The sequence below is a fragment of the Alcaligenes ammonioxydans genome, from assembly GCF_019343455.1.
GTDB classification, from domain to species: domain Bacteria; phylum Pseudomonadota; class Gammaproteobacteria; order Burkholderiales; family Burkholderiaceae_B; genus Alcaligenes; species Alcaligenes ammonioxydans.
Genome location: NZ_CP049362.1, coordinates 1,307,515 through 1,331,249, shown reverse-complemented (window position 1 = coordinate 1,331,249; position 23,735 = coordinate 1,307,515). Strand labels below are relative to the sequence as shown.

The window sequence follows — 23,735 nt, the reverse complement described above, 5'->3', positions numbered from 1 at the left end:
CCCCTATGAGCTATCCTGCCCCTTCCCGTCGCTTTGGCCAACAATCGGTTCGCACCTACGCCCAGGTAGGCCTGGAAACCGAGGTCCTGAGCGCCAGTCCCGAACATCTGATTACCCTGTTGTTCAACGGCGCGCGCACAGCCATGTTGCAAGCCCGTCTACACATGGAACAAGGCAATATTGCCGGGCGGGGGCAATCCTTATCGAAGGCCATCGATATCGTCGATAGCGGGCTGAAAATGGCTGTCGATACCGAAAAGGGCGGAGAGCTGGCTCGCAATCTGGTCGCAACCTATGACTTGATCCTGCACAACCTGATGCTGGCCAATCTTCGCAATGACGCGGAAAAGCTGACGCTGGCCGAACGTATGCTGACCGATATTGCCGATGCCTGGCGCAGCAATGTTGACACCCAACGTGCCAAGCAGCCAGCTTGACTCCGGGGCTCGCAGACCAGAGCGCGTCTCTGATCCGCACCTCCAACCTCCTTTGCGCCTTTTGCGCCTGGTACGAACATGAGCGATACCTCTAACCCGATCGTCGACCAATATCAAATAATCGCCGGCATCACCCGTCACATGCTGGAGCTTGCCCAATCAGCACGCTGGGAGGATGTGTTTGAGCAATCCGAACACTATCAACTCGCCGTGGAAAAACTCAAAAACATGGAAGATCTGTCTGCAACCGAAAAGCAGGCACGTCGTCAGCTGCTGACGCAGATTCTGGCCGATGACGCCCAGATCCGTCACCTGGCCACCCCGGAACTGAGCCGGCTGGGCGCCCTGCTGGGCAATATGAAACGCCAGCAAACGGTATTGCAAGCGTACTACAGCCCTAGCGTTCATCCATGAGCATTGGCGGCCCCTCCCCCTTGGGGACGCTGCTTATTCAGCGGCTGGATGCCGTTCTGGGTATCAGCACAGGACAGCAAAGCAATATCGCCACGGGCGCCCGACCGGATGCGATCAGCCAGACACCGGGCAGTCAACGCGCCGAGCGCCTTGAAAATCAGACCGCGCGAGATCAACGCCAAAGCGTAGATCAGGCTCGTGCCCACACCCAGGGTCGCGACAGCCGGAACCTGCGTACACAAACCGGTCAAAGCCTGACCGATCCGGCCCTGACTGCACGCGGCCCCAATACGAGCACCACCAGTTCAGCCCCGACAACGTTGGGACGCACCGCTCAACTGATTCTTTCCCTGCTGGAGCGCTTTCCGGATCGAACGCCCGCCATTCAGGGCAGACAGGCCTTATTGTCCAGCCACCCTACACTGCAAGCAGACGCCAGCGAAGCCGCCCGCCCCGGCACCGATGGTCAGGCAGGTGGACGCGCCGGCATGGCACAAACGGCCGCCAGCACCATGGCCACCCTGACTCAGCAAGGGCTGCCCTTGCCCGGCAGCAGCGCAACGGGAGGTGCCCACGCGGGGCCAGGCGCGACGGCTGGCGGCACGGCCGGCACACCCGCAAACCCCGCAGGCCTGTCCGGCACCGGGACGGCGGCCACGGGCACGACGGCCACCGGAGCCCTGCCCATCGGCAGCACGGCTGCACTGGCGCAACACTTCGCCCAGGCGTTACCCCAGGCCCTGCAACACAGCGGCTTGTTTTACGAGTCTCACCTCAGTGATTTGCACTTTGGTCAACGTAGCGTCAGCGAACTGCAGCTGGAACCACAAAACCAGCACCGCCCTTCGGCCGAACCGGCATCCGCCCACAGCCCTGCCAGTCAAACGCCCCCCTCTGCCCCGGACCCGGCCAACAGCCTGCTGCTGCGCCAGCAACTGGACACACTGGCCCACCAGAGTCTGCAATGGCAGGGCCAGGCCTGGCCAGAGGCGGAGATGGATTGGAGCGTTCAGCGTCACGAAGCCCAATCAGACGAAGAGACAGAGCACTGGTCCAGCACCGTGCGACTGGACCTGCCCACCCTGGGCCCGATCACCCTGCGCCTGAATCTTTTGAATCAGCAGTTGCTGGTCCATATCCAGGCCGAGCAGTCCGCTCCCTACCTGGACGAGCACAGCCTGCCCTTGCGTGAACGCCTGCAGGGCCAGGGCCTGATTCTGAGCCAGTTGCAGATCGAGGCTGACCCGACCCTGCCGCAGGACCTGCCCGATGAAGCCTGAATCACCGACCCATCGTCCGCAGGCCCTGGCCTTGCGCTACGACCCCAAGGATGGGGCTCCGCGCGTAGTCGCCAAAGGCTACGGCACCCTGGCTGAAAAAATCATCGAAACGGCCCGGGAGCATAACCTGTACGTCCACGAGTCCCCCGAGCTGGTGGGCCTGCTGATGCAAGTGGACCTGGACCGTCATATTCCTCCCCAGCTCTATCAGGCCGTCGCCGAATTGCTGGCCTGGCTGTATGCGCTGGAACAAGGCCATCCCCAAGCCACACAAGCCTTGCAGGCCTTGCACGATGCCTCAAAACCTTGATGCCCTCGTTTAGAAGGGCTGAAAAGCCCCTGTTTTTGGGCTTAGATACCCTGCTTAGCCTCGCGTTCAAAACGTTACATTAAGCACGGCAAGCTGCCCGCACCTGTGCGTGCAGCCCATCCTGACTTTCTGGCAAGCGAACATGTCGATTTCCAATCTCTCCAGCATTGAAAACCTTTTGGCCCAGATGCGCGCTGTCGCGCAGGCTGCCGGGGCTTCCAGTTCTGTGTCCTCCCCGGCCAGCAGCGCTGCGCCTGGGGGCTTTGCCGCCGAGCTGGCACGCTCCTTGAACCGGGTGTCACAGGCGCAAAACGAGGCCAGCGCTCAGGCCCAGGCCTTTGAAATGGGCGAGCCCGGAATCTCCTTGAATGACGTGATGATTGACCTGCAAAAAGCCAGCGTTGGCTTTCAGGCCACCGTCCAGGTACGCAACCGCTTAGTGGCCGCCTACCAAGAAATTGCCAGTATGCCGGTGTAAGCGCCTGATCCTTTCATGCCCGCCGCCCTTTCCCTTAATGCTGCCTGAGCACGTCCTGATTTGAACTCCCCTGATTCCATGCAGAACCCTGCCTCTGCCTCACCAAGGTCATCCATGAGTCAGACAGCACAGATGCTGAATAAAATTCCTGGCTACGACACGCTGCGCACCCTGCCCAAGACGGCATTGATCGGGCTGGGCGCGGCTCTGATCGCCCTGATTGTCGCCATCCTGATGTGGAGCCGTGGCCCAACCTACCAGGTTCTGTTCTCCAATCTGGACGACCGTGATGGCGGCGCCATCGTCTCGGCCCTGGGCCAGATGAATGTGCCTTACCAATTCAACACGAACGGCACTGCGATTCTGGTTCCTGAGGATCGGGTCCACGATGTGCGCATGCAAATGGCCTCGCAAGGTTTGCCGCGCAGCGGCAATGCCGGTTTCGAGCTGCTGGATCAAAGCCGCTTTGGGGCCAGCCAGTTCACGGAGCAAGTCACGTATCAGCGGGCGCTGGAAGGCGAACTGGCCAACTCCATCAAGGCCGTGCATGCCGTCAAGGAGGCCCGGGTTCACCTGGCCATGCCACGTGAGACCTTGTTTGTACGCGATCGCCAGTCGCCCACCGCCTCGGTGGTGCTGTCGCTCTACCCCGGCCGCGATCTGAGTGAGGGTCAGGTCTCGGCCATCAGTTGGCTGATCTCCTCCAGCGTGCCCAATCTGCAAGCCGACAAGGTCTCCATCATCGACCAGAATGGTCGTTTGCTCACCGCACCCGCGGGAGAGATGGGCGCGGACAATCAGCAGCGCAACTTTGTCAACGACATCGAGTACCGCGCCGTACAACGTATTCTGACCTTGCTGAACCCGCTGGTGGGCCCGGGCAATGTGCGTGCACAAGTGACCGCCGAGGTGGACTTCTCACGGCGCGAACAGACCTCCGAGGTCTACAAGCCCAATCAGCAACCTGGCCAGGCAGCGGTACGCAGCCAGCAGACCAGTTCCTCCCTGCAACGCAATCCGCAACAGCCCCAGGGCGTTCCCGGTGCCCTGAGCAATCAGGCCCCCAACAATGCCACGGCCAATCTGGTCAACCCGCCAGCCGCTCCCACTCAGCCACAAGCGCCCGCTGCCGCCGGTAATGACACGGCCGCAACTAACACGACACAGACGGCCGATGCCGCTGCCAGCACGGACCCTTCACTGGTTTCCCTGGCCGAGCAGGCCCGTCTTTTGCAAAACACCGGTAATGCGCGCAACGACTCCACCGTCAACTATGAAGTGGACCGCACGATCAGCCACGTCAAAGGGCCCATGGGCCAGCTAAGCCGCCTGTCGGTGGCCGTGGTGGTGAACTATCGCAACACCGACAAGGACAACCAGCCGCTGGACCAGGAAGAACTGGACAAAATCCGAGATCTGGTCAAACAGGCCGTAGGCTACTCGGCTGAGCGAGGCGACAGCCTAAGCGTGGTGAACGGTCAGTTCAACGAGCAAGGCGATATTGATACCCCCTTCTGGAAAAATCCGGAGTACCGAGAGCTGGCCATGGAATTGATCAAGTATGTGGTCTTTGCATTCATTCTGTTCATGGCGTGGCGCATCGTCATCAACCCCATCGTCCAGGGCCTGATTCAGGCCAAGGCGGTGGCGGATGCCCGCGTCGAGCGTCAGAAAGAGGATGCCGCTCGTGAGCATGCCGCTGAACAGCGCGCTGCTGAAATGAGCCGTTACGAAGAGAATCTGAACACCGCCCGCAAGCTGGCTCACGACGATCCACGCGCCGTGGCTATGGTGTTGCGCTCCTGGTTAAACAAAGATGAAAAAAATGAAAACGGCTAAACCGGACGACTCCATCGAACGCAGTGCGATTTTGATGATGTCCTTGGGGGAAGATGCCGCTGCCGAAGTGTTTCGTCACCTCTCGCCCCGTGAAGTGCAGCAGCTCAGTACGGCAATGGCCTCCTTGAAGCAGCTGACCCGTGCCGACATGGACGAGGCGCTGGAGAGTTTTCGTCAGGAAGCCGACCAGTTCATGGCCGTGGCGCTGGATTCAAACGCCTATATCCGCTCGGTATTGACCAAAGCGCTGGGCTCGGACCGTGCCGCTGGCCTGATCGAGGACTTGCTGGAGAACGGCGAAGGCGCCAGCAGCGGTATTGACGCCCTGAACTGGCTGGACGCCTCCAGCGTGGCCGAGCTGATTGCCGACGAGCACCCGCAAATTATCGCCACCATTCTGGTACACCTGGAACGTGACCGTGCCGCCGATATTCTGGGACACATCCCGGATCGCCTGCGTGACGATGTGGTCTTGCGCATTGCCACCTTTGGCGGCGTACAGCCTACCGCGCTGAACGAGCTGACCGAAGTGTTGAACGGCATCTTGTCCGGCCAGGGCGCCAAACGCAGCAAGATGGGCGGGCCGCGCACGGCAGCAGAGATGCTGAACTACATGAACGCCAGCCTGGAAGAGTCCGTACTGACCAGCCTGCGCGGCATGGATGCCGACCTGACCCAGCGCATCGTGGACGAGATGTTCGTGTTCGAGAACCTGGCCGATGTGGAAGACATCGCTATCCAGTTGCTGCTCAAGGAAATCGAAACTTCTGCACTGACCATCGCCCTCAAAGGCGCGCCCGAAGAGCTGCGCGACAAGTTCTTTCGCAACATGTCCAACCGTGCCGCCGAAATGTTGCGCGAGGATATCGACGCCCAGGGCCCGATCCGCATGTCCAAGGTGGAGCAGGAGCAAAAAGCCATTGTGCAGGTGGCACGCCGTCTGGCCGAAGCCGGCCAGATCACACTGGGTGGCCTGAGCGGGGACGAGTATGTCTAGGATGGTCGTGTCTGAACAGGCCCGGCTGGCGTGGGCCGTTTGTTTTTTGCGTCCGGCCTTGGCGCACGGCGCTGGTCAAGGGGGCCTATAGATGCCCAGCCATCGCAAAGCCTCGGCGTACTCAGAGCTGCAGGACAGCTGGACCCGCTGGCAGATGCATGGGCTCGATGACCCGACCCCTGCCAACGAGCCGCAAGAACCAGAATTTGTGCCTCCCACCCAGGAAGAGCTGCAACGCGAACTGGACGAGCAGCGCAGTCAGGCACAGGAAGAAGGCCATCAGCAAGGCTATCAGGCCGGTTTCGATCAAGGTCACGCAGCAGGACTGGCTGCGGGCCAGGAAAGCGGCCATGCCCTGGGTTATGAGGCCGGCATCAGCGCCGGCATGGCCAAGGCGCAAGAACAAATCGATCAGTACATCAAGGAATTTGTTGCCCTGAACCAGAACTGCGCCCAATCCATCGAAATGATGAATCAGGAAATGGGGCAGGCGCTGATTCAGCTGGCCACCCGCATTGCCGAGCATGTCTTGCAAAGCACCATCACCTCCGAGCCCGGCCGCATCCGCGATCTGGTCGCCGAGGTGCTGCGCAGCGATCCCGGTGATACCAGCGCCCTGGAACTGAGCCTGCACCCGGACGACATCAGTCTGGTGCGTGAATTTCTGATTGAACAGGGCGAGCCCCGCGCCTGGCGCCTGCAGGAAGATGCCCAGCTGCAACGTGGCGAATGCCGAGTGCGCTCCAGCTACGGCGATATCGACGCGACCTTTGCAACCCGCTGGAAACGGGCACTGGCCAGCCTGGGCTTAGCGGTCCCCTCGGAGCCCTGAATGGTCCCTGCCAAGCTGGCCCCCACCCCCGAACGCTGGCGTGCCCAACTGCTATCGGCGCAACAACGGGTACAAGCGATCGAGCCCAGTTTGCGCAGCGGCCGTGTCGTGCGCGCCACCGGTCTGGTGCTGGAAGCCACAGGTTTGAAACTGGCAGTAGGTGCCGCCTGTAAAGTGGAGCTGTCTGCCGCCCAGAATATCTGGGCAGAAGCCGAGGTTGTGGGCTTTGAGGGCCGGTCCCTGTACCTGATGCCCCTGAGCGAAATTTCAGGCCTGCCGCCAGGGGCACGCGTGGTGCCCGTCGAGGCCCAACTGCAGCCCCCCGTTCCCCTGCCCGACTCCGATCAACCCGACAGGCTGCCTGCCCAGGCCCGCTCTCGCCACGTTCCGGTTGGCCCGGGGCTGCTGGGCCGGGTCGTGGACGGCAGCGGCAACCCGCTGGACGGCCTGGGTCCGATCGACGCCCAATCCTGCGTCCCGCTCAGCCACACCACACCCAACCCGCTCAAGCGCAGCCCGATCGACACGGTGCTGGATGTCGGCGTGCGCGCCATCAATGGTCTGCTCACCGTCGGTCGTGGTCAGCGCATGGGGCTGTTTGCCGGCTCCGGTGTAGGCAAGAGTGTGCTCCTGGGCATGATGGCGCGCTACACCCAGGCCGACATTATTGTCGTCGGCCTGATTGGCGAACGGGGCCGAGAAGTCAAGGAATTCATTGAGCACAACCTGGGCGAGGAAGGTCTGCAACGCTCGGTAGTGGTCGCTGCCCCGGCTGACGTCTCTCCCCTGCTACGTTTACAAGGCGCGGTCTATGCCACCCGTCTGGCCGAGTTTTTTCGCGATGAGGGCAAAAATGTCCTGTTGATCATGGACTCGCTGACGCGCTATGCGATGGCGCAGCGCGAGATCGCCTTGGCGATCGGCGAGCCGCCCGCTACCAAAGGCTACCCCCCTTCGGTATTTGCCAAACTGCCCGCACTGGTGGAACGCGCCGGTAATGGCGAACCGAATGCGCAGGGCCGTTGCGGCTCAATCACAGCGTTTTACACCGTGCTGACCGAGGGCGACGACCAGCAGGACCCGATTGCCGACTCGGCCCGAGCAATCCTGGACGGCCATATTGTGCTGTCGCGCAGTCTGGCCGAAACCGGCCACTACCCTGCCATTGATATTGAAGCCTCCATTTCGCGGGTCATGCCCAGCATCGTGGACCCTGAGCAAGTCAAGATGGTGCACCGTTTCAAGGGTCTGCTCTCCAGCTATCAACGCAACCGCGACCTGATTGCGGTGGGCGCCTACACCCGGGGCAACGACCCGGCCATTGACCAGGCCATTGATCGCTACCCTTGGCTAGAAGCCTACCTGCGCCAGGGCATGCAGCAACGTGTGGATATGCCACGCGCCTTTGATGAGTTGAATGCCGTTTTAAATAGCGAGCAATAAGCATGAAAGCCAACGCCTCCTTACATACGCTGGTCGATCTCAGTCAGAATCAGGTTGACGACGCCGCCCGTCAGTTGCAGGAACTGCGCACGCAGCGCGATGCGGCCCAATCGCAACTGGAAATGCTGCAAACCTATCGACAGGACTATGCCCAGCGCCTGCTCAATGTGGGTCAGGCGGGGGTAACCATGGCGAACTATCACAATTTCCGCCGCTTTATCGTGACATTGGACCAGGCCATTTCCCAGCAAAATAGTGTTATCCATGCGCTGGAAGAGAAGATGGAACAGGGACGACAGATCTGGTATGGCCACCAGCAACGCCTGAAAGCCTATGAAACCCTGATCGATCGTCGTCTCCAGACTCAACACGTCCAGCAGCAAAGAATGGAACAACGAAACAGCGACGAAATCGCTGCTCGTCTCTTTACCCGCAGCCAGACCGCCTATTAAACAAGCGCCGCCATGACTTCGCCCACTCTTTCGGTTTTACCTGCGGCTCCTGCCGCACCCTCGGCCCCCGTCGCCCCTACGGCCGGGCCTGCGGCTGCGCACGCGCCCAAGGACGAAGGCTTTGCCCAGCATCTGCAAACGCAACAGCAACACGTGCAAGGCAAAGGGGCTGGCAAGACAGGGACCGCTGCCAGACAGGACCACACTCACACCCAGGCTCTCGCACGCAGCCCCAAACAGGCTGAGACAGTAGCCGGGCCAGCGGGGGCCAGTGAGCTGGACACCCTGAACACAGACCCGGCCTTGATGATCGCCGATCAGAGCGACCTGGAGCTGGACACCGAGGCACCGGCCGATAGCGGCCTGCCCGCAATGGCCTTGTCCATTCTGTCGCAAGTGCAAGCCATCAAGAACAGCAAAACCGAGATCAAAGCAGCGCAGACAGAGCGCACGCTACCTGTGACCGCCGCCCACACGCGCCAGACTCTGGCCGCCGAGCTGAGCAGTACCCGCGCCGCAGCCGTGGCGACCCCCTTGGAAACCACTGCGGCGCAAGCAGATGTTGACCTGAGTGCTGAACTGGCCTTGCCCAAATCCCTTGAGAACAGTAATCCGCTAGCTGCCACCCCCGTCCGCAAAGCGGCTGTCAATGCGGCCCACGTCGTAAACGACACCGCCTTTAACACCAAGCTCGTCGCGAGCACAGCGTCGTCTCAAGCTCATCTGATGGATGACGCTTCAGCGTCTCTGGCGGCCCTGGGTCGACACATGGCGGAGGATGCTCGTGCAGGCGTGAACCTGAATCTGCCCGCTCTGGATGCGTCCTTGCTGGCCCAACTGAGCGCCACGCCCGGCACGCTCCCGGCTAACAGTCCCGCCGCCTTACCCAGCGCAATGACGCTGGCCATTGCCACACCGGTTCAATCCCCTGAATGGGGCGCTGCCATGGGACGCCAGATGATTACACTGGCCCAGCAAGCCCAAGGCAGCATTCAGAGTGCTGATATCCGCCTGGACCCGCCTGAACTGGGCCCCCTGCGCATTACTTTGCAGATGCAGGACGGCATGGCCCACGCCATGATTACCTCACCCCACGCCCAAGTGCGTCAGGCCCTGGAGCAGTCCCTGCAACAACTGCAACAGCAGTTCGCGGAAAACGGCCTGACTCTGGGCCAGGCGGACGTGGGTGACCAGCACGCCTCGCATGAGGCCTTTCGCGAGCAATTGGTAGCCCAAGGCAGCCAGGGCGAACAGGCCGCCTTCAGCCTGAACACGGTGGCATCCCCAGAGGAGACCGACCTCTTGGTGAACCGCAGCGCTACCCGCTCGCTGAACCCGGATGCGCTGGTTGATACCTTCGCCTGACTCCCAGCCCCACGGACCGCCCGGCAAAAAGCATGATTAAGCTCGAAAAGCAGCGTCTATTCGCCGGGCCTGTCCTGTCTGACCTCCGGCACAATAGCTCAGGCATGCAGTCAGGCTCAGGCCAGACATGCGTTTGTCTGTTTGTCATACGCTAGAAAATACATCGCTCACATCACATGGCCCGAAAAGCACCCACCAAACTTGCACGCCTGATGAAAACCGGTCTGCTGGTTCTGTTTATTATCGCCGCTAGCGTGGGCGCAACCCTGTACTACTCCTGGCAACAAAGCAGCCCGCCTGCGTGGTTGGCCTGGGCAGAAAAAGGCCAGTCGGTTGAAGCCGCTCCTGCCCCTGACGAGCCTGCCGCCGTCAAGATCAACGCCAAGCCCATTTTTGCGCCGCTGGACCCGTTCACCGTCACCCTGAACGAGAATGGCCGCTCGCGCATTCTGTATGTGGGCATCACCTTGCGCGTTCAGGATGATGGTTCGCGCGCCATGTTGGTGGAGTACATGCCCATGGTTCGTGACCGGGTGCTCAAGATCCTGGCTGAACAGCGTCCCACCTACATCCAGACTTCCGAAGGGCGTCAAGCCTTGGTTGCACAGCTGAGCGCGGGCCTGAAAGAGCCCTACCCGCCCAATCCTGCTGTTCCGCACATCAATGATGTCCTGTTCACCGCCTTTGTCATCCAATAAATGTCGTATCAGAGCTTCTTATCCCAAGACGAAGTCGATGCACTGCTGGCCGGTGTTACCGGCGAAGGCGCTGACACCAAGCCCCTGAATGAAAACCTCTCTGGCGTGCGGGCCTATGACCTGACCTCGCCAGATCGGGTGGTGCGCCACCGCATGCAGACGCTGGAGCTGATCAACGAGCGCTTTGCCCGTCGGCTGCGCTCGACCATGCTCAGCTTCATGCGCCGTAACGCCGACATTACCGTCGGCTCCATTCGCATTCAGAAGTACTCGGACTTCGAGCGCAACCTGCCCGTGCCCAGCAACCTGAACATGGTTGCCTTAAAGCCTCTGCGTGGCGTGTCGCTGTTCACCTACGACCCAAACCTGGTCTTTCTGATTATCGACAGCCTGTTTGGTGGCCATGGCCGCTACAACACGCGTGTGGAAGGTCGCGACTTCACCACCACAGAACAACGCATTATCCAGCGTTTGCTGACCCTGACCCTGGAGAGCTATTGCGGCGCCTGGGAGTCGATCTACCCGCTTGAGGCGGAGTACATGCGCTCGGAAATGCACACCAAGTTTGCCAGCATCAGCAGCAGCAACGATATCGTGGTGGTGACCTCGTTCAATATTGAATTCGGCGCCCAAGGCGGCAATCTGAACATCTGCCTGCCCTACTCCATGATCGAGCCGGTGCGCGACCTGTTGACGCGCCCCTTGCAAGACAAGGGCACCGATGCCATCGACCAGCGCTGGACCCAGCAGCTCTCGCGCCAGGTGCGCAGCGCCGAAGTCGAGCTGATTGCCAACTTTGTCAATATCGACATGACCATTGCCGAGCTCACTCAGCTCAAGGTCAATGATGTGTTGCCCATTGACATCCCCACTCTAATTGAAGCCCACGTGGATGGGGTGCCGGTTCTGGAATGCCAGTATGGCACTTCCGGCGGCCGTTACTCCCTGCGGGTAGAAAACATCCTGGCCACCAACGACAGCGATTTGACTAAAGGTAAGTCCCTATGAGCGACCCTCACAACCCTAACGACCGGTCTGCGCCCGAGGACGACTGGGCAGCCGCGATGGCTGAGCAACAGGCCGGCACCCAAAGCAGCACCCAGGCCCAAGGTCTGGAACAGCCCCTGGAAGATGACTGGGCCTCGGCCCTGGCCGAGCAAAGCGCGGCTACGCCGGTGCACGAACCCAGCCCGGCCAGCAATCTGTTCCCCCCCATGGAACCGGCCCAGAACACGGCAACCACCGATATCGACATGATTATGGACATCCCCGTCCAGCTGTCGGTAGAGCTGGGTCGCACCCGCCTGACCATCAAGAACATTCTGCAACTGGGCCAGGGCTCGGTCGTGGAGCTGGACGGCCTGGCCGGCGAGCCCCTGGATATTTATGTGAACGGCTACCTTATCGCCCAGGGTGAAGTGGTGGTCGTAGACGACAAGTACGGGATTCGCGTCACCGATATTGTGACGCCCTCGGACCGTATCCAGCGACTGAACGGTCGTCGCTAGAACATGGAACAAGCCCAGCTCGTCAGAATCATGCTTAGCCTGCTGCTGGTTGTGGGCCTGATTCTGGCAGCAGCCTGGGTGGCCCGCCGCGGCGGACTGCTCAGGAATCAGAATCAGCAACGCATCAAGATTCTGGACAACCGGCGTCTGGGCCCGCGCAGCAGCGTCGCCCTGATCCGGATTGACGAGCGCGAAATTCTGATTGGCATCACTCCCCAGCAGATCAGCCTGTTGCACACACAGGCGTCTGCCAGCCCCGAGGCAGATTTCCAGACCCATCTGGACCAGCACCGTGCGCCCCGCTGAACGCATCATGACTGCATTTTCATCCCCTGCCCGAGCACACGTCAGTATCGCTCTGCTTCTGGCTCTGATCTGCCTGTTCCTGCCTTCCCAGGCCGTGGGGCAGGCCATTCCGGCCATCACCAGCACCGCGGGCCCGAACGGTTCGCAAACCTGGTCGCTCAGCATCCAGACCCTGGCCATGCTGACCATGATGTCCTTTCTGCCGGCGGCCCTGCTGATGATGACCGGCTTTACCCGTGTCATTATCGTGTTGGGCCTGCTGCGCAATGCCATGGGCACGGGGACAGCGCCACCCAATACGGTGCTGGTGGGTCTGGCTCTGTTTCTGACCTTCTTCGTGATGTCGCCGGTGTTTGACCAGGTGTATCGGGACGCCTACAAGCCGCTGTCGGAAAACAAGATCAGCTTTGAGGCGGCCCTGGAGCAAGGCGCTCAGCCCCTGAAAACCTTTATGCTGCATCAGACCCGCGAAGCCGACTTGAAATTGTTTGGCGATATGGCGGGCGTGGGCGAGCTGCAAACGCCCGAAGAAGTTCCCTTGCGTGTGCTGGTGCCCGCCTTTGTCACCAGCGAACTGAAAACCGCTTTCCAGATCGGTTTTACGATCTTCATTCCCTTTCTGATCATCGACCTGGTCATTGCCAGCGTGCTGATGTCCTTAGGGATGATGATGGTCCCGCCCGTGACCATTTCGCTGCCCTTTAAGCTCATGCTGTTTGTACTGGCCGACGGCTGGCATTTACTGCTGGGTTCGCTGGCCCGCAGCTTCTATCAATAAAGGACCGCCATGACTCCCGAGACCGTCATGTCCATGACCTATACCGCCTTGAAACTGGCTCTGTCCATGGCCGGCCCCATGCTGATCGTGGTGCTGGTCGTGGGTCTGGGCATCAGTATCTTCCAGGCGGCCACCCAGATCAATGAAATGACGTTGTCGTTCATCCCCAAGCTGCTGGCCATGGGCATTACCGTAGTGCTGCTGGGCCCATGGTTGATCAACAATATGGTCGACTATATGCAGGGCCTGCTACGCGGCATTCCCGGCCTGGTCAATTAGGACAGGCCGGAGCGAGGAGGCTGCCGTGAGCCCACCACCATGTGTCTGGCAAGGCGCACGGCCTTGTCAGACCCGCAGGCCCCAGGCGCACCGTGCTTGACCTGAACTCCGCCCAGCTCCATGCCTGGCTGAACGCCTTTCTGTGGCCGTTCATCCGCATTCTGGCCACACTGGCGACAGTTCCTTTTTTCAGTGAATCCGCCATTCCCAAACGCGCCAAGATCGGGCTGGGTTTTATCCTCGCTCTGATCGTAGCGCCCTCGCTGCCCCCACTGCCTGATCTGCCCACCGCCTCGTACGAGGCTTTGCTGATTGCGGCGCAACAAGTGTTTATCGGCGTCGCGCTGGGGCTCACCATGCGTATCGTATTCGCAGCGGTACAGACAGCGGGCGAGTTCATCGGGCTGCAGATGGGCCTGTCCTTCGCCTCCTTCTTTGATCCGGCCACGGGCGCCAATACCGCCGTGCTGTCGCGGCTGCTGAACGTGATTGCGGTGCTGACTTTTCTGGCCCTGAACGGTCATCTGCTTTTGCTGGGTGTGCTGGTGCGCACGTTCCACGTATTGCCCATCGGTGCAGACCTGAACATCAATGGCTGGGGGGCATTGCTGGATTGGAGCAGCGAGTTGTGGGTGTCAGGCATGCTGCTGGCCCTGCCGCTGATTATTGTGCTTCTGACCATTAACCTGGCCTTCGGCATCTTGAACCGTACCGCCCAACAGCTGACGATTTTTGCGGTGGGTTTTCCGATTACGCTGACCATCGGCCTGACCTTGCTGGTCGTGGTGATCCCGCAAACCACGCCCTTTCTCGCCCAGTTGTTCAACTCCGGCTACGAAGCCATGATGCGGGTTGCCCTCGGGCTGGCTGGCCCTTAAAAGGCATGGGCCTGGCGCTGCTTGTGCGCCTGCATCAGACGCCGGGCCTGGCCCAGCGTCAGGACACCTTTTTGTTTGGCACGTCCAATCAACAACTGCATCAACTGGGCGCTGATCAACGCGTCTCCCAGGGCATCATGCCGCTCACTGACCGGCAGACCACAATACCGCAGACAATCATCCAGGCCCAGTCGACGACCACGCCATTCGGGCAGCAGACACGCTGCCAGTTCAGCCAGATCCAGGGCCAGAGGCCGGGCCTGTTGCACACCGGCCTGAGGCCAGGCACGGTCCAGAAATGCCAGATCAAAATCGGCATCCCAGGCGACCCAGACCGAGTTTTCCGAATAACGGGCAAAGTCACGCATGAGCTGCGGCAAGGGTTCACCTTTTTCCTGCAGCTGCGGACTGATCTCATGAATCAGCAGACTCTCTGGACTGCGTTCGCCGTGTGCGCGCACCAGACCGGCCCACACATTGCCCAGGGCAATCGAGCCCCGCTCCAGTCGTACTGCGCCCATTTGCACAATATGGTGGCGTTTGGGTTCCAGCCCGCTGGTTTCCAGGTCCAACACGGTAAATGCCGCTTCGTCCCATGTGAGCTCATCCACCCCGCTCCAGGACAGGGAGGGGCTACGGGCGGCGAAGGAAGCGCGTCGCCAGGGGAGCCAAGAGAGCAATTTCATAAGCGGTACCGGAACGCCAGAATACGCTGGGCACGACGCACTTGTGACAAGGCCTCGCGCAAGACACGGGCATCCAGTGCGCCCAAGCTGCCCAGACGCACCAGATTGTCCGGCTCCTGGCCTTGTTGCAACTGCGTCTGATGATGTTGCAAACGCAGCAACTGCAAATAACGGTAGGCCTCGCGCAGGCCCTCCGACTCCTCTGCGCTAAAGACGCCACGCTGGGTCAACACCGCCAACCGGTCCATGGACGAAGGCAACTCACAGCCGTGGGCCAGCGCCAGCACGCGCAACACATCCACCATCGGGGCCAATGCCTGCTTCTTGATATCCAGCTTGTCATCGCCCTGCCCCATCAAGGCCTCCAAACGACTGCGCTTTTTGCCACTGGGAATGCGGGTTTGACAGGTGCTTTGAGCCAGCATGCGCTGAAACACCGGATTATCGTTCACCATGCCCAGCACGCGCCGCTGCAGACGTTGCAACAGGCTGGTCTGCCCCCAGATGCTCCGGCAGTCAAAATAAATCGTGGACTCAAGCAACTGCTCGGGTGCCGGCCGCTCGATCATGATCTGAAAACGATGTAACCATTCCGCTTCGGAAAGACATAGCTCAGGGTTGCTGGCCATGATATTGCCCGTACACCAGGCCATGCCGCAACGGTCCAGAGCCTCGTTGACCCGACGCGCAAACGGCAGGAGCAAGGCCCGGTAGGCGTTGGCCTGCTCCGGCGAGCTGGCGCTAAATAAAATGCCATTATCCTGGTCGGTGTGGCGGGTCTGCTCACCCCGGGCCTGGCTGCCAAAGGCCAGCCAGCAAAACTCGATGCCATCCAGCCCCGAGCCGGGCAAAGACAGTTCGATCGTGCGCTGAACCGTATGGTCATTCAAACGCGTAATTACGGCTGTCAGTTGCTCAGAGCGCGCACCGTGGGCCAGCATGGCATCGACCAGTCGGCCAATATCGGCTTGCAAGCGCACCAGCCCGGACACATCCTGGGCGCAACGCAAGGCACGCGACAGGTGGACCAGATCGACGCGCTGCAAGGAGAACACATCGCGCTCGGACACCATGCCCACCACTTTATGATCCTGAACCAGGCAGACATGACCGATCTGATGCTCGACCATCAACAGCGCCGCATCAAACGCCGAAGCCTGAGGCGCAAGCCAGACCGGGTCCGGCGTCATGATTTCCGACATGGCCTGACCTGGATCGTATTGGCCTCCAGCCACCAGACGGCGCAGATCGCGCAAGGTGAAGATCCCCAACAGATGCTGATCGGCATTGACCACGACCATGCTGCTGACCTGCCGCTCGTGCATGTCTTTGACGGCCTGCTCGACCGGACAATCAGGCAGACAACTGAGCAGCCCCCGTTCTGTCAGGGACTGCAGACTCATGTCCAAGGTATAACTGGCCCCCAGTTCGGCACTGGCGCTTTTCTGAGCGCTGCGCCAGACCGAAGCCAGCAAACTGCTGGTGCCGCGGAGACAATAATCCCGAAACGGTTCGCTGATGCTCAACAGATGCGCAACGGCCTCACCGGCCACACACAAGGTGAAACAGTCTTCCTGTACCTGGTAGGCGCTCTCCAGCGCTTGCCCGGACACCAGCTCACGCACTGGCAGCAGGTCTCCTTCCACATACTCCTGGGTTTCGCCGTGCGCCTGGGTGCCGATCTGTCCCTGGCGAACAAGATAGAGCTGATCGACGCGCGCGCCCTGCTCCAACAGCACCTGCCCGGCCGAGAAAAACCGGAGCTCACTATGTTCGATCAGGTAATCGCAGTGCTGTGCCTGCATCTGATCAAAAGGTGGGTAAGCAATCAACCAGGCCAAGATGCCGGGCGCTTTCTGGCGCACCGCCGTCTTGGCCACGGATTCACCGGGAATCGCGAAGGACATGGGCGTCTCTGCTGGCTAGGGACAAAGAATTATTGTGCCATGCAGCATCGCCCTCGCGGACCCTGATTTTCTAGGGGATTTCAACTATAGGCACCCGCCCGTTTTTTCCCCCAAAAGGCTTAGCGCAACCGGTCGTAATCGCGTTCGGCCATATCAATCACATCCCCTTCCTGAACCTTGAACTGGGACACGGCCTCTGCCAGGGTCTCGGATTGTGCCTGCAAGGAGCCTGCCGCAGCCGCCGCCTCCTCGACCAGCGAGGCGTTTTGCTGCACCACAGCATCCATTTGAGCCACTGCCGTGTTGATCTGCTCAATACCGGCCGTCTGCTCCTGCGAGGCCGAGGAAATCTCGCTCATCAAGGTAGTGACGCTATTGACCGCACGCACCACCTCTTGAATGATGTCGCCCGCACTGGCCACCTGCTGCGTTCCGGTCTGGACTTCGTTTTGCGAGGCTTCGATCAGACCTTTGATTTCCTTGGCGGCCTGGGCGCTGCGCTGTGCCAGGCTACGCACCTCTCCGGCCACCACGGCAAAGCCCTTGCCCTGCTCTCCCGCGCGAGCCGCTTCCACCGCGGCGTTCAAGGCCAGAATATTGGTCTGGAAGGCAATACCGTCAATCACGTTAACAATGTCGGCTACCTGTCCGGAACGAGCGGAAATCTGGTTCATCGTGTGAACGACCGCGCCGACCGACTCACCACCCTGCTGTGCCACTTTGGCGGCGTTATGCGCCAACTGATCGGCCTGATGGGCATTGTCGGCATTCTGACGCACCGTACTGGCCAATTCTTCAAGACTGGCCGCCGTTTCCTGCAAAGCGGCAGCTTGCTGCTCGGTGCGGGAACTCAAGTCGGTATTACCGGCAAAAATCTGCGAAGAACCCGAGGCGATCTCGTCCACACCTTGGCGCACGGTCAGCACGATCCCCTGCAGGCTTTGTTGCATGCGACGCATGGCGTCATACAACACCCCGACCTCATTGGCCGAGCGGTAGGTAATTTTCTTGGTCAGATCGCCGTTGGCAATATGGTCAAAATGCATACCGGCTTCACGCAAGGGGGTCAACGCGGTGCGGCCCAGCACCAGTCGCAAGGCCACAATAATGGCCAGACCCAGCAACAAGGCCAGGGCGATGACGATATTGGCCACACGGGTTTGCAGTTCTGCCTGCTCCAGCAACACGTCAGTCTGCTCGTTGTAGAACTTGCTCAGCTCCTCAATGCGGAACTGGAAAGTGGCAGCGCGCAAAACGCCAAAACCTTCGCTGACAAAGTAAAAGGTACTGTAATCACGGGTTTCCAGTGCCTGAACCATGGGTTCAATCCCGTCATCCAGATAAGCCTGATAGGACGCAACCAGTCCCATGGCCAAACGGCGCAGCTCAGGCTCGGTCGGCATATTGGCACGAATATCGGCAAAGGCCTTGCGCACCTCATCCAGCTTTTGCGTGGCCAACGTGACAGAGTTCTCGGCACTTTGCAGCAGGTTCTGATCATCATCAATACCGGCTTCCTGATAGAAGCGCGCCGCGCTCATCAAGCTGACACGGGCTTCCATCATATTGTTGTTCAACTGCAGGATCTGCATGGCACGCTGATCCTGACGATTGATCGTACGCAAGGCCTCGCCACTTTGCTGCAGGTAATAGGCGGCCAGCCCCCCTACCGCCACAATCAGGACCAAAAACAATCCCATGCAAATCATCAGCATGGTGCTGATCTTCAAGCCCGACGCCGACTTCAGGCTGGGACGAAACGATTTGGAGGAACGACGTTTAGATGCGCGGGACGCGGACGGAAGACTGCTTTCAATACCCAGCATTTGCTAAATCCAAAGAAAACTCTAGTGGCTGACCGGCAAGATGGTAATCATCTCCGTGCCAGGGTGCTCAATCGTGACCGAGCCTGTAGTAGCGCTACGCGCTTGCTCGCGGTACATGGAAGGAATATGGCTGCGTTTGACCACATGCTGGAAACGCCCCTGGGCATCAAACTGAAGCCACAACTCCTGGCGAAAATAGACCGCGTCCGTTGCCAGGGTTGTCCCCTGGAACCACACGGCCATTTCACTGCCGTCGAGCTGTCGGTAGACCTGGTGTGGACGGCCTTGCAAGGACTGCTCAGCGTCAGCACGCGTGCTTTGGCCCGGGACCAGATCATTCAGCCCCGACGCCTTGAAAGACGAGCCCTGGGTGGCGCAAGCAGCCAGGGTCAGCAAGCACAAACCGATCAGCGTCTTACGGCCCCGCCCGACCCAGATACCCAGTCGGGAGCAAGGCATTAGAACTCCTCCCAATCATCGTCCGAAGAGGCACTGTGAGGCTTGCCGCTCAAGTCGGGACGCAACAGACGCTGACTATCTTCCTGAGTAGCGGCGGTGGCCTTGGCAGCAGGCGGCGAGGTCTTGGCGGGAGCCGACAGCCCCCTGCTCACGCCCACAGCAGGTTTGGCAGCGTTCGCCACACCTTTCAAGGATGGCGTGCGACGTGTCTCGGCGTCCGATGAGGATGCACTGGCACTGCGGCGGTTAGCGACGCGGCGGGCGCTGACGTCGATCACTTCCGTGCCCGGCGAGCGAAAGAACGCGATCGCCTGGTTGACCTTGGTGACCTGCTCGCTCAGCCCCGAGGAAGCCAGAGCGGCCTGCTCCACCAGACGGGCGTTGTACTGCGTCGTCTCATCCATCTGCGAGACAGCGCGATTCACCTGATCGATACCGGAGGACTGCTCAATCGTTGCGGCCGTGATCTCACCCATGATGTCGGTGACACGACGCACGGAATCCACAATTTCCTGCATAGTGGCGCCCGCGCGTTCCACCTGCGAGGAACCTTCCGTGACCTTACGCACCGAATCCTCGATCAGGGCCGTGATTTCACGCGCGGCCTGCGCACTGCGTTGTGCCAGAGCGCGGACTTCAGCGGCCACCACGGCAAAACCCTTGCCCTGCTCACCCGCACGAGCCGCTTCAACCGCCGCGTTCAGGGCCAGAATATTGGTCTGGAAAGCAATGCTGTCAATCACGCCCACAATATCGGAGATCTTGTTGGAACTGGCCGAAATCCCCTGCATGGTGGCTACCACTTCATTGACGGCGCTCCCCCCACGATGTGCTACATCCGAGGCGGTCGCGGCCAACTGATTGGCTTGCTGGGCGTTATCGGCATTTTGGCGAACGGTCCCAGCCAATTGTTCCATGCTGGCAGCCGTCTGCTGCAAGGAAGCAGCCTGCTCTTCGGTACGACTGCTGATATTGGTGTTGCCCTGGGCAATTTCCTGTGCGCCGGCATGAATCTCCTCCAGTCCCAGACGCACCGCCGTGGTGGTCTTGACCAGGGACTCCTGCATGCGACCCAGCGACTCGAACAAGTCACCGATTTCGTTGGAGGTCAGAACATGGATACGTTGGGTCAGGTCGCCTTTGGCAATGGCATCAAAGTACGCCGCAAAGTCACCCAAGGGACGCACCACCCGACGGAGAAAGTAGCTGATGGCCGCCAGCCCCAACAACACGGCCAGCACCAGCACGACGGTCAAGACAATGTTGAAGGTGCTCTGCTGCTCCTGCAAGGTGCGCAACACCGCGTCACCGGAGCCCAGGGCCAACAGACCATGAAAGTAATACAGCGCCCAGGCTGCCATGGCCACTGTCAATGCCATCAGAGCAGCAATACAAAAGGTCATGCCGACCCTTAGACTCAAATTCTTAAAAAGCATAGAAGATTCCCGCACGTGGTGCTTGACTGCCGGTTAAGGAAAAACCACCCAAAAAAGGAACAGCGTCCTAGCGATTCAAATTGAACAGGCTCATGCTCTGGATCGTCTGAAATGCCATCGCCGACATTTCCAGCGCAGCCTTGCGCAGCTCCAACTGAGTGGACGCATCAAAAATATTCAGATCTTCCAGACGCGAGAGCTCATTGGTGTAATTGAGGGCTCGGGCAGCCCCATTGGCGCTGAGCGCATCAATTTCATTCATGCGCGTACCGACCGACGAAATTACGGTCTGCACATTGTCGAAGTTCTCCCCGATACGCTGTATGGCTGAGTTCATCGCGTTGCGAAACTCGGCCTGGGCAACCGGGTCCCCACTGACAGGCTTGCGCAAGGCGTCCACCACCGACTGCAAGGTGTTGAACATATTCATGTCAGCCGGGCTGGTGCTGTCCACCGAACTGATGGCAAAGCTGTCGCCTACGGCGGGCTTGCCTTCGATCTGCACGCTGACCCCGCCAGGCAGGCTGATGCGCTGACGCTCGTTCTCATCCAGCACACCTTGACTGACCACCGCCCCGTTCACCTCGATGTCGTAATCCGTTTCCGAGGTAAATCGGATGGTGTAATTGGCCTGCGCGCCAGGCAAGGACGAGTTGCCGTTGGGGGCGCTCAGCACAGCCGAGCCACTGTTGGCGTTGGCCTGGGTGAAGTAGGCTGTCGATCCGGGGTTGGCCCGCTCGAAGATGGTGCGACCATGATCGGCCGAGTCCATCTGGCGGGTTTGCTCAACCTGAATATCACGGCTGTTGGTGTCACCCGTGTAGGTAAAGGTGTTTCCCGTCCGCTCAAACGCCTGAGTCGTCCCTTTAGCCCCGGAGAACAGATACTGGCCCGAACCATCCTTGGTGTTGGCAAAGCCAAACAGGGTATCCAGCGCACTTTCGATCACGGTAGCCAAGGTGCTGCGATCGGCATCCGACATGGTGCCCGTGGAAGCTTCCACCAAACGGGTTTGCACGCCCTGCAACTGCAGGTTGACGGCATTGAGCAGGTTTTCTTCCTCACCCAGCGAACGCATGGCCACTTCGCGGTTTTCACCATAGCGCTTGTCCATGGCCTGCGACTGCGCCAGATTAATGGTCTGGGCCGACGCCAAAGGATCATCCGAGGGGGTGATCATCCGCTTTTGCGAGCCCATCTGCTGAAAAACACGCATCAGATCGGACTGCTGCTTGTTGATCGAGTTCAGGCCTGTCTGAAAAAAAAGAGAAGAACTAATACGCATAGCAAGGTTCCAATTTCAAGACTGAATCGCCGTACTTACGTACGCAGGCCCAACAGGGTGTCAAACATCTGGGAGCTGACATCAATCAAACGGGCGGCCGCCTGATACTGTTCCTGAAAACGCTGGAGCATGATGTATTCCTCATCCTTGTTAACGCCCGACAAGGCTTGCTGAGCGGCATAGTTCTGCTCGATCAGCTTGAGTTGCGCCTTGGCCGCGGTGCCGTTTTGCTGCGTTTGCACCGCAATCCGGTTCACGATCTGGCCAAAGGAGTCATTCAGGCTCAGGGAGCCGTCCGCCAACACTTTGGTATTGCGCAGATCCGCCAGTTTCTGAGCGATCGTGCCATTGGCCGAGCCGGTATCCGGGTTGGCCGCGGCAATATCCTGGGGACGCTTGATCTCCACCTGTAAATTGCTGCCAGCGGTGGCGGTAGGCTGAACCAGCCAGGAATCCCCATCCTGCGACTGGGTCTTCAGGCTGGACACGTCGATTTCCAGGCCATCCACCCGCGTAATGCCGCCGTCCTGGTCCGGTCCATTGAGGGGCGTAATGTCGTTGCTGCTCAGATTGCGCAACTGAAAGCGTCCGTCCACACGCTCGATCCGGTAGTTATCGCCGGTCAGCTTGTCCACGGGTTGGGTGTAACCCTTGCTGGGATCAGCCGGATCAATCGGGTCCTTGTAGAAGGACACACCGGGTACGCCACTGCTGACGGGATTGGTGCCATTGGCCACGACTTTGGGGCCACTGACGCTGAATATGTCTTTGCCCGCCTCCCCCTTCAAGTCAATGCCTTGACGGTGAATATCGTTCACGGTGTGGGCCAGGCCCACGGCCAGACGCCCCAGGGCGCTGATGGCGGGCTCCAGACTTTCCTGACGGAACTGCAGCAGGCCACCGAGCGTGCCGCCTTTGATCGCGCCTTCACGAAACTCGGTCACCACCATCTTGCCGTCCACGTTCAGGGCAGACGTAAACCCGACCACAAACCGCTCAGGGTTTTCTGCGGAACGCACCGCATGCAAGGGATAGACCCGCTCGCCACCCAACAACATCTGGCCACCTGCGGTGGTCACGCTCAAGCGCCCGTCCTGCTCGACGGTGCGAACGTCAATCAGTTGTCCCAGTTCGGCCACCAACTGTTCGCGCTGGTCCAGCAGATCATTGGGCTCGTGCCCGGGCGTGGTTCCCTTGGCAGCCACAATCTGCTTATTGACGTTGTCGATCCGCTCCAGATAGCTGTTGATCTGGGTAACCGTGGTTCCAACCTGCGTGTTGATGTTCTCGTTCACGCGGTTCATGTAGGAGGTGGCGTCACGAATCTGGGTGGCCAGACTTTCGGCGCGGCCCAACAGTTCCTGGCGTGCCGAAGGATCGGCAGGCTGCGAGGCAACCGCTTCCAGCCCGTCAAAGAAATTCTGCAAGGCGGGGCTGACACCGACCGTACGATCCGAGAACAAATTGTCCAGCTGGGCAATTTCGGTGCCGTAGCTGACCAGAGCCGCTCCGGCGGTCTGGGAACGCACCAGCTGTTGATACAGAAAATTGTCGTAGGAGCGCTGCACCGTCACGACCTGCACACCGCGGCCGTAATAACCGGCACTGCCTCCTACCGAACCAGCCGTCTCAACCAGAACCGATTGGCGGTTATAGCCAGGGGTATCGATATTATTAATATTGTGGCCCGTCACCTGCATGCGCTTTTGAGCGGCATACAAGCCGGTAATACCAAGGTTGGCGAGATTCATATCAAATCCTTTCTGTCCTGCCCGGCCCGTTGTGTCCAAGGCGAAAAATGAACATGCTGCTTTTTAACGACCACCTTGGTGCATTATTTAG

25 protein-coding genes are annotated in these 23,735 nt (G+C 59.9%); 18 read left to right on the top strand and 7 right to left on the bottom strand.

The genetic code is table 11. The features are described 5' to 3' along the window. Nucleotides 1-5: 5 nt before the first annotated feature. The 18 genes from fliS to fliR all read left to right on the top strand — a co-directional run bounded on the left by fliS (nt 6) and on the right by fliR (nt 14,294). Nucleotides 6-437: a flagellar export chaperone FliS gene (gene fliS, locus FE795_RS06035; RefSeq protein WP_003804615.1), complete on the top strand. Its 432-nt coding sequence runs from the start codon at nt 6-8 to the stop codon at nt 435-437. A gap of 78 nt (nt 438-515) precedes the next feature. Beyond that, nucleotides 516-851, top strand: coding sequence for a flagellar protein FliT (locus tag FE795_RS06030; RefSeq protein ID WP_003804618.1), 336 nt, complete (start codon nt 516-518; stop codon nt 849-851). Next, nucleotides 848-2,131: a flagellar hook-length control protein FliK gene (locus FE795_RS06025; RefSeq protein WP_219235869.1), complete on the top strand. Its 1,284-nt coding sequence runs from the start codon at nt 848-850 to the stop codon at nt 2,129-2,131. Before FE795_RS06030 ends, FE795_RS06025 begins: the two co-directional genes overlap by 4 nt. Beyond that, complete coding sequence (locus FE795_RS06020; RefSeq protein ID WP_219235867.1) at nt 2,121-2,441, top strand: EscU/YscU/HrcU family type III secretion system export apparatus switch protein; 321 nt, start codon at nt 2,121-2,123, stop codon at nt 2,439-2,441. Before FE795_RS06025 ends, FE795_RS06020 begins: the two co-directional genes overlap by 11 nt. A gap of 142 nt (nt 2,442-2,583) precedes the next feature. Beyond that, nucleotides 2,584-2,919, top strand: a complete 336-nt coding sequence (gene fliE, locus FE795_RS06015) for a flagellar hook-basal body complex protein FliE (protein ID WP_003804624.1) — start codon at nt 2,584-2,586, stop codon at nt 2,917-2,919. A 114-nt stretch (nt 2,920-3,033) separates the two neighbouring features. Then, entirely contained in the window at nt 3,034-4,758 is a 1,725-nt protein-coding gene (gene fliF, locus FE795_RS06010; RefSeq protein ID WP_003804626.1) for a flagellar basal-body MS-ring/collar protein FliF, read from the top strand. After that, nucleotides 4,745-5,755: a flagellar motor switch protein FliG gene (gene fliG / locus FE795_RS06005; RefSeq protein ID WP_039943984.1), complete on the top strand. Its 1,011-nt coding sequence runs from the start codon at nt 4,745-4,747 to the stop codon at nt 5,753-5,755. Before fliF ends, fliG begins: the two co-directional genes overlap by 14 nt. Before the next feature lie 91 nt (nt 5,756-5,846). After that, entirely contained in the window at nt 5,847-6,587 is a 741-nt protein-coding gene (fliH, locus tag FE795_RS06000) for a flagellar assembly protein FliH (RefSeq protein ID WP_219235866.1), read from the top strand. After that, nucleotides 6,588-8,030 carry a flagellar protein export ATPase FliI gene (gene fliI, locus FE795_RS05995; protein WP_003804631.1) on the top strand — a complete coding sequence of 481 codons (1,443 nt, stop codon included), beginning with the start codon at nt 6,588-6,590 and terminating at the stop codon, nt 8,028-8,030. It abuts the gene before it with no gap. Between the two features lie 2 nt (nt 8,031-8,032). Beyond that, nucleotides 8,033-8,482, top strand: coding sequence for a flagellar export protein FliJ (fliJ, locus tag FE795_RS05990; RefSeq protein ID WP_003804635.1), 450 nt, complete (start codon nt 8,033-8,035; stop codon nt 8,480-8,482). Nucleotides 8,483-8,494: 12 nt separating this feature from the next. After that, complete coding sequence (locus FE795_RS05985; protein ID WP_219235864.1) at nt 8,495-9,847, top strand: flagellar hook-length control protein FliK; 1,353 nt, start codon at nt 8,495-8,497, stop codon at nt 9,845-9,847. A gap of 212 nt (nt 9,848-10,059) precedes the next feature. Further along, nucleotides 10,060-10,545 (top strand): flagellar basal body-associated FliL family protein, encoded by a 486-nt coding sequence (locus FE795_RS05980; RefSeq protein ID WP_230406276.1) that lies wholly within the window; start codon nt 10,060-10,062, stop codon nt 10,543-10,545. Continuing rightward, a complete protein-coding gene (gene fliM / locus FE795_RS05975) occupies nt 10,546-11,553 on the top strand; it encodes a flagellar motor switch protein FliM (RefSeq protein WP_059317899.1) in 1,008 nt (335 codons plus the stop codon). Continuing rightward, complete coding sequence (fliN, locus tag FE795_RS05970; protein ID WP_003804644.1) at nt 11,550-12,053, top strand: flagellar motor switch protein FliN; 504 nt, start codon at nt 11,550-11,552, stop codon at nt 12,051-12,053. The genes fliM and fliN overlap by 4 nt, the downstream gene beginning before the upstream one ends. 30 nt (nt 12,054-12,083) lie before the next feature. Next, nucleotides 12,084-12,359, top strand: a complete 276-nt coding sequence (gene fliO / locus FE795_RS05965) for a flagellar biosynthetic protein FliO (protein ID WP_003804646.1) — start codon at nt 12,084-12,086, stop codon at nt 12,357-12,359. Nucleotides 12,360-12,366: 7 nt separating this feature from the next. Then, nucleotides 12,367-13,137 (top strand): flagellar type III secretion system pore protein FliP, encoded by a 771-nt coding sequence (fliP, locus tag FE795_RS05960; protein ID WP_131071440.1) that lies wholly within the window; start codon nt 12,367-12,369, stop codon nt 13,135-13,137. A 9-nt stretch (nt 13,138-13,146) separates the two neighbouring features. After that, nucleotides 13,147-13,416: a flagellar biosynthesis protein FliQ gene (gene fliQ / locus FE795_RS05955; protein WP_003804652.1), complete on the top strand. Its 270-nt coding sequence runs from the start codon at nt 13,147-13,149 to the stop codon at nt 13,414-13,416. 92 nt (nt 13,417-13,508) lie between these two features. After that, nucleotides 13,509-14,294 carry a flagellar biosynthetic protein FliR gene (gene fliR / locus FE795_RS05950; protein WP_039943987.1) on the top strand — a complete coding sequence of 262 codons (786 nt, stop codon included), beginning with the start codon at nt 13,509-13,511 and terminating at the stop codon, nt 14,292-14,294. Here the strand turns inward: fliR and FE795_RS05945 are convergent. The 7 genes from FE795_RS05945 to flgK all read right to left on the bottom strand — a co-directional run bounded on the left by FE795_RS05945 (nt 14,291) and on the right by flgK (nt 23,644). Continuing rightward, nucleotides 14,291-14,980, bottom strand: a complete 690-nt coding sequence (locus FE795_RS05945) for a 3'-5' exonuclease (protein WP_059317901.1) — start codon at nt 14,978-14,980, stop codon at nt 14,291-14,293. The two genes, fliR and FE795_RS05945, sit on opposite strands and share 4 nt — an antisense overlap. Continuing rightward, complete coding sequence (locus tag FE795_RS05940; protein WP_219235862.1) at nt 14,977-16,887, bottom strand: DUF294 nucleotidyltransferase-like domain-containing protein; 1,911 nt, start codon at nt 16,885-16,887, stop codon at nt 14,977-14,979. The genes FE795_RS05945 and FE795_RS05940 overlap by 4 nt, the downstream gene beginning before the upstream one ends. Before the next feature lie 119 nt (nt 16,888-17,006). Continuing rightward, entirely contained in the window at nt 17,007-18,713 is a 1,707-nt protein-coding gene (locus FE795_RS05935) for a methyl-accepting chemotaxis protein (RefSeq protein WP_003804659.1), read from the bottom strand. A 21-nt stretch (nt 18,714-18,734) separates the two neighbouring features. Continuing rightward, nucleotides 18,735-19,172: a hypothetical protein gene (locus FE795_RS05930; RefSeq protein ID WP_219235860.1), complete on the bottom strand. Its 438-nt coding sequence runs from the start codon at nt 19,170-19,172 to the stop codon at nt 18,735-18,737. Next, nucleotides 19,172-20,551, bottom strand: a complete 1,380-nt coding sequence (locus FE795_RS05925) for a methyl-accepting chemotaxis protein (protein ID WP_329956484.1) — start codon at nt 20,549-20,551, stop codon at nt 19,172-19,174. The genes FE795_RS05930 and FE795_RS05925 overlap by 1 nt, the downstream gene beginning before the upstream one ends. A gap of 124 nt (nt 20,552-20,675) precedes the next feature. Next, nucleotides 20,676-21,893, bottom strand: a complete 1,218-nt coding sequence (gene flgL / locus FE795_RS05920; RefSeq protein ID WP_003804665.1) for a flagellar hook-associated protein FlgL — start codon at nt 21,891-21,893, stop codon at nt 20,676-20,678. Between the two features lie 35 nt (nt 21,894-21,928). Further along, nucleotides 21,929-23,644 (bottom strand): flagellar hook-associated protein FlgK, encoded by a 1,716-nt coding sequence (flgK, locus tag FE795_RS05915; RefSeq protein WP_003804667.1) that lies wholly within the window; start codon nt 23,642-23,644, stop codon nt 21,929-21,931. Between the last annotated feature and the right edge of the window lie 91 nt (nt 23,645-23,735).

Coding starts and splice junctions, on each gene's coding strand:
- fliJ (WP_003804635.1), top strand. CDS start 8,033: ATGAAAGCCAACGCCTCCTTACATACGCTGGTCGATCTCAGTCAGAAT.
- fliG (WP_039943984.1), top strand. CDS start 4,745: ATGAAAACGGCTAAACCGGACGACTCCATCGAACGCAGTGCGATTTTG.
- fliO (WP_003804646.1), top strand. CDS start 12,084: ATGCTTAGCCTGCTGCTGGTTGTGGGCCTGATTCTGGCAGCAGCCTGG.
- fliS (WP_003804615.1), top strand. CDS start 6: ATGAGCTATCCTGCCCCTTCCCGTCGCTTTGGCCAACAATCGGTTCGC.
- FE795_RS06025 (WP_219235869.1), top strand. CDS start 848: ATGAGCATTGGCGGCCCCTCCCCCTTGGGGACGCTGCTTATTCAGCGG.
- FE795_RS06030 (WP_003804618.1), top strand. CDS start 516: ATGAGCGATACCTCTAACCCGATCGTCGACCAATATCAAATAATCGCC.
- FE795_RS06020 (WP_219235867.1), top strand. CDS start 2,121: ATGAAGCCTGAATCACCGACCCATCGTCCGCAGGCCCTGGCCTTGCGC.
- flgL (WP_003804665.1), bottom strand. CDS start 21,893: ATGCGTATTAGTTCTTCTCTTTTTTTTCAGACAGGCCTGAACTCGATC.
- fliE (WP_003804624.1), top strand. CDS start 2,584: ATGTCGATTTCCAATCTCTCCAGCATTGAAAACCTTTTGGCCCAGATG.
- FE795_RS05935 (WP_003804659.1), bottom strand. CDS start 18,713: ATGCTGGGTATTGAAAGCAGTCTTCCGTCCGCGTCCCGCGCATCTAAA.
- fliH (WP_219235866.1), top strand. CDS start 5,847: ATGCCCAGCCATCGCAAAGCCTCGGCGTACTCAGAGCTGCAGGACAGC.
- fliP (WP_131071440.1), top strand. CDS start 12,367: ATGACTGCATTTTCATCCCCTGCCCGAGCACACGTCAGTATCGCTCTG.
- FE795_RS05925 (WP_329956484.1), bottom strand. CDS start 20,551: ATGGCATTGACAGTGGCCATGGCAGCCTGGGCGCTGTATTACTTTCAT.
- fliF (WP_003804626.1), top strand. CDS start 3,034: ATGAGTCAGACAGCACAGATGCTGAATAAAATTCCTGGCTACGACACG.
- fliM (WP_059317899.1), top strand. CDS start 10,546: ATGTCGTATCAGAGCTTCTTATCCCAAGACGAAGTCGATGCACTGCTG.
- fliI (WP_003804631.1), top strand. CDS start 6,588: ATGGTCCCTGCCAAGCTGGCCCCCACCCCCGAACGCTGGCGTGCCCAA.
- fliN (WP_003804644.1), top strand. CDS start 11,550: ATGAGCGACCCTCACAACCCTAACGACCGGTCTGCGCCCGAGGACGAC.
- flgK (WP_003804667.1), bottom strand. CDS start 23,644: ATGAATCTCGCCAACCTTGGTATTACCGGCTTGTATGCCGCTCAAAAG.
- FE795_RS05940 (WP_219235862.1), bottom strand. CDS start 16,887: ATGTCCTTCGCGATTCCCGGTGAATCCGTGGCCAAGACGGCGGTGCGC.
- FE795_RS05945 (WP_059317901.1), bottom strand. CDS start 14,980: ATGAAATTGCTCTCTTGGCTCCCCTGGCGACGCGCTTCCTTCGCCGCC.
- fliQ (WP_003804652.1), top strand. CDS start 13,147: ATGACTCCCGAGACCGTCATGTCCATGACCTATACCGCCTTGAAACTG.
- FE795_RS05930 (WP_219235860.1), bottom strand. CDS start 19,172: ATGCCTTGCTCCCGACTGGGTATCTGGGTCGGGCGGGGCCGTAAGACG.
- FE795_RS05980 (WP_230406276.1), top strand. CDS start 10,060: ATGAAAACCGGTCTGCTGGTTCTGTTTATTATCGCCGCTAGCGTGGGC.
- FE795_RS05985 (WP_219235864.1), top strand. CDS start 8,495: ATGACTTCGCCCACTCTTTCGGTTTTACCTGCGGCTCCTGCCGCACCC.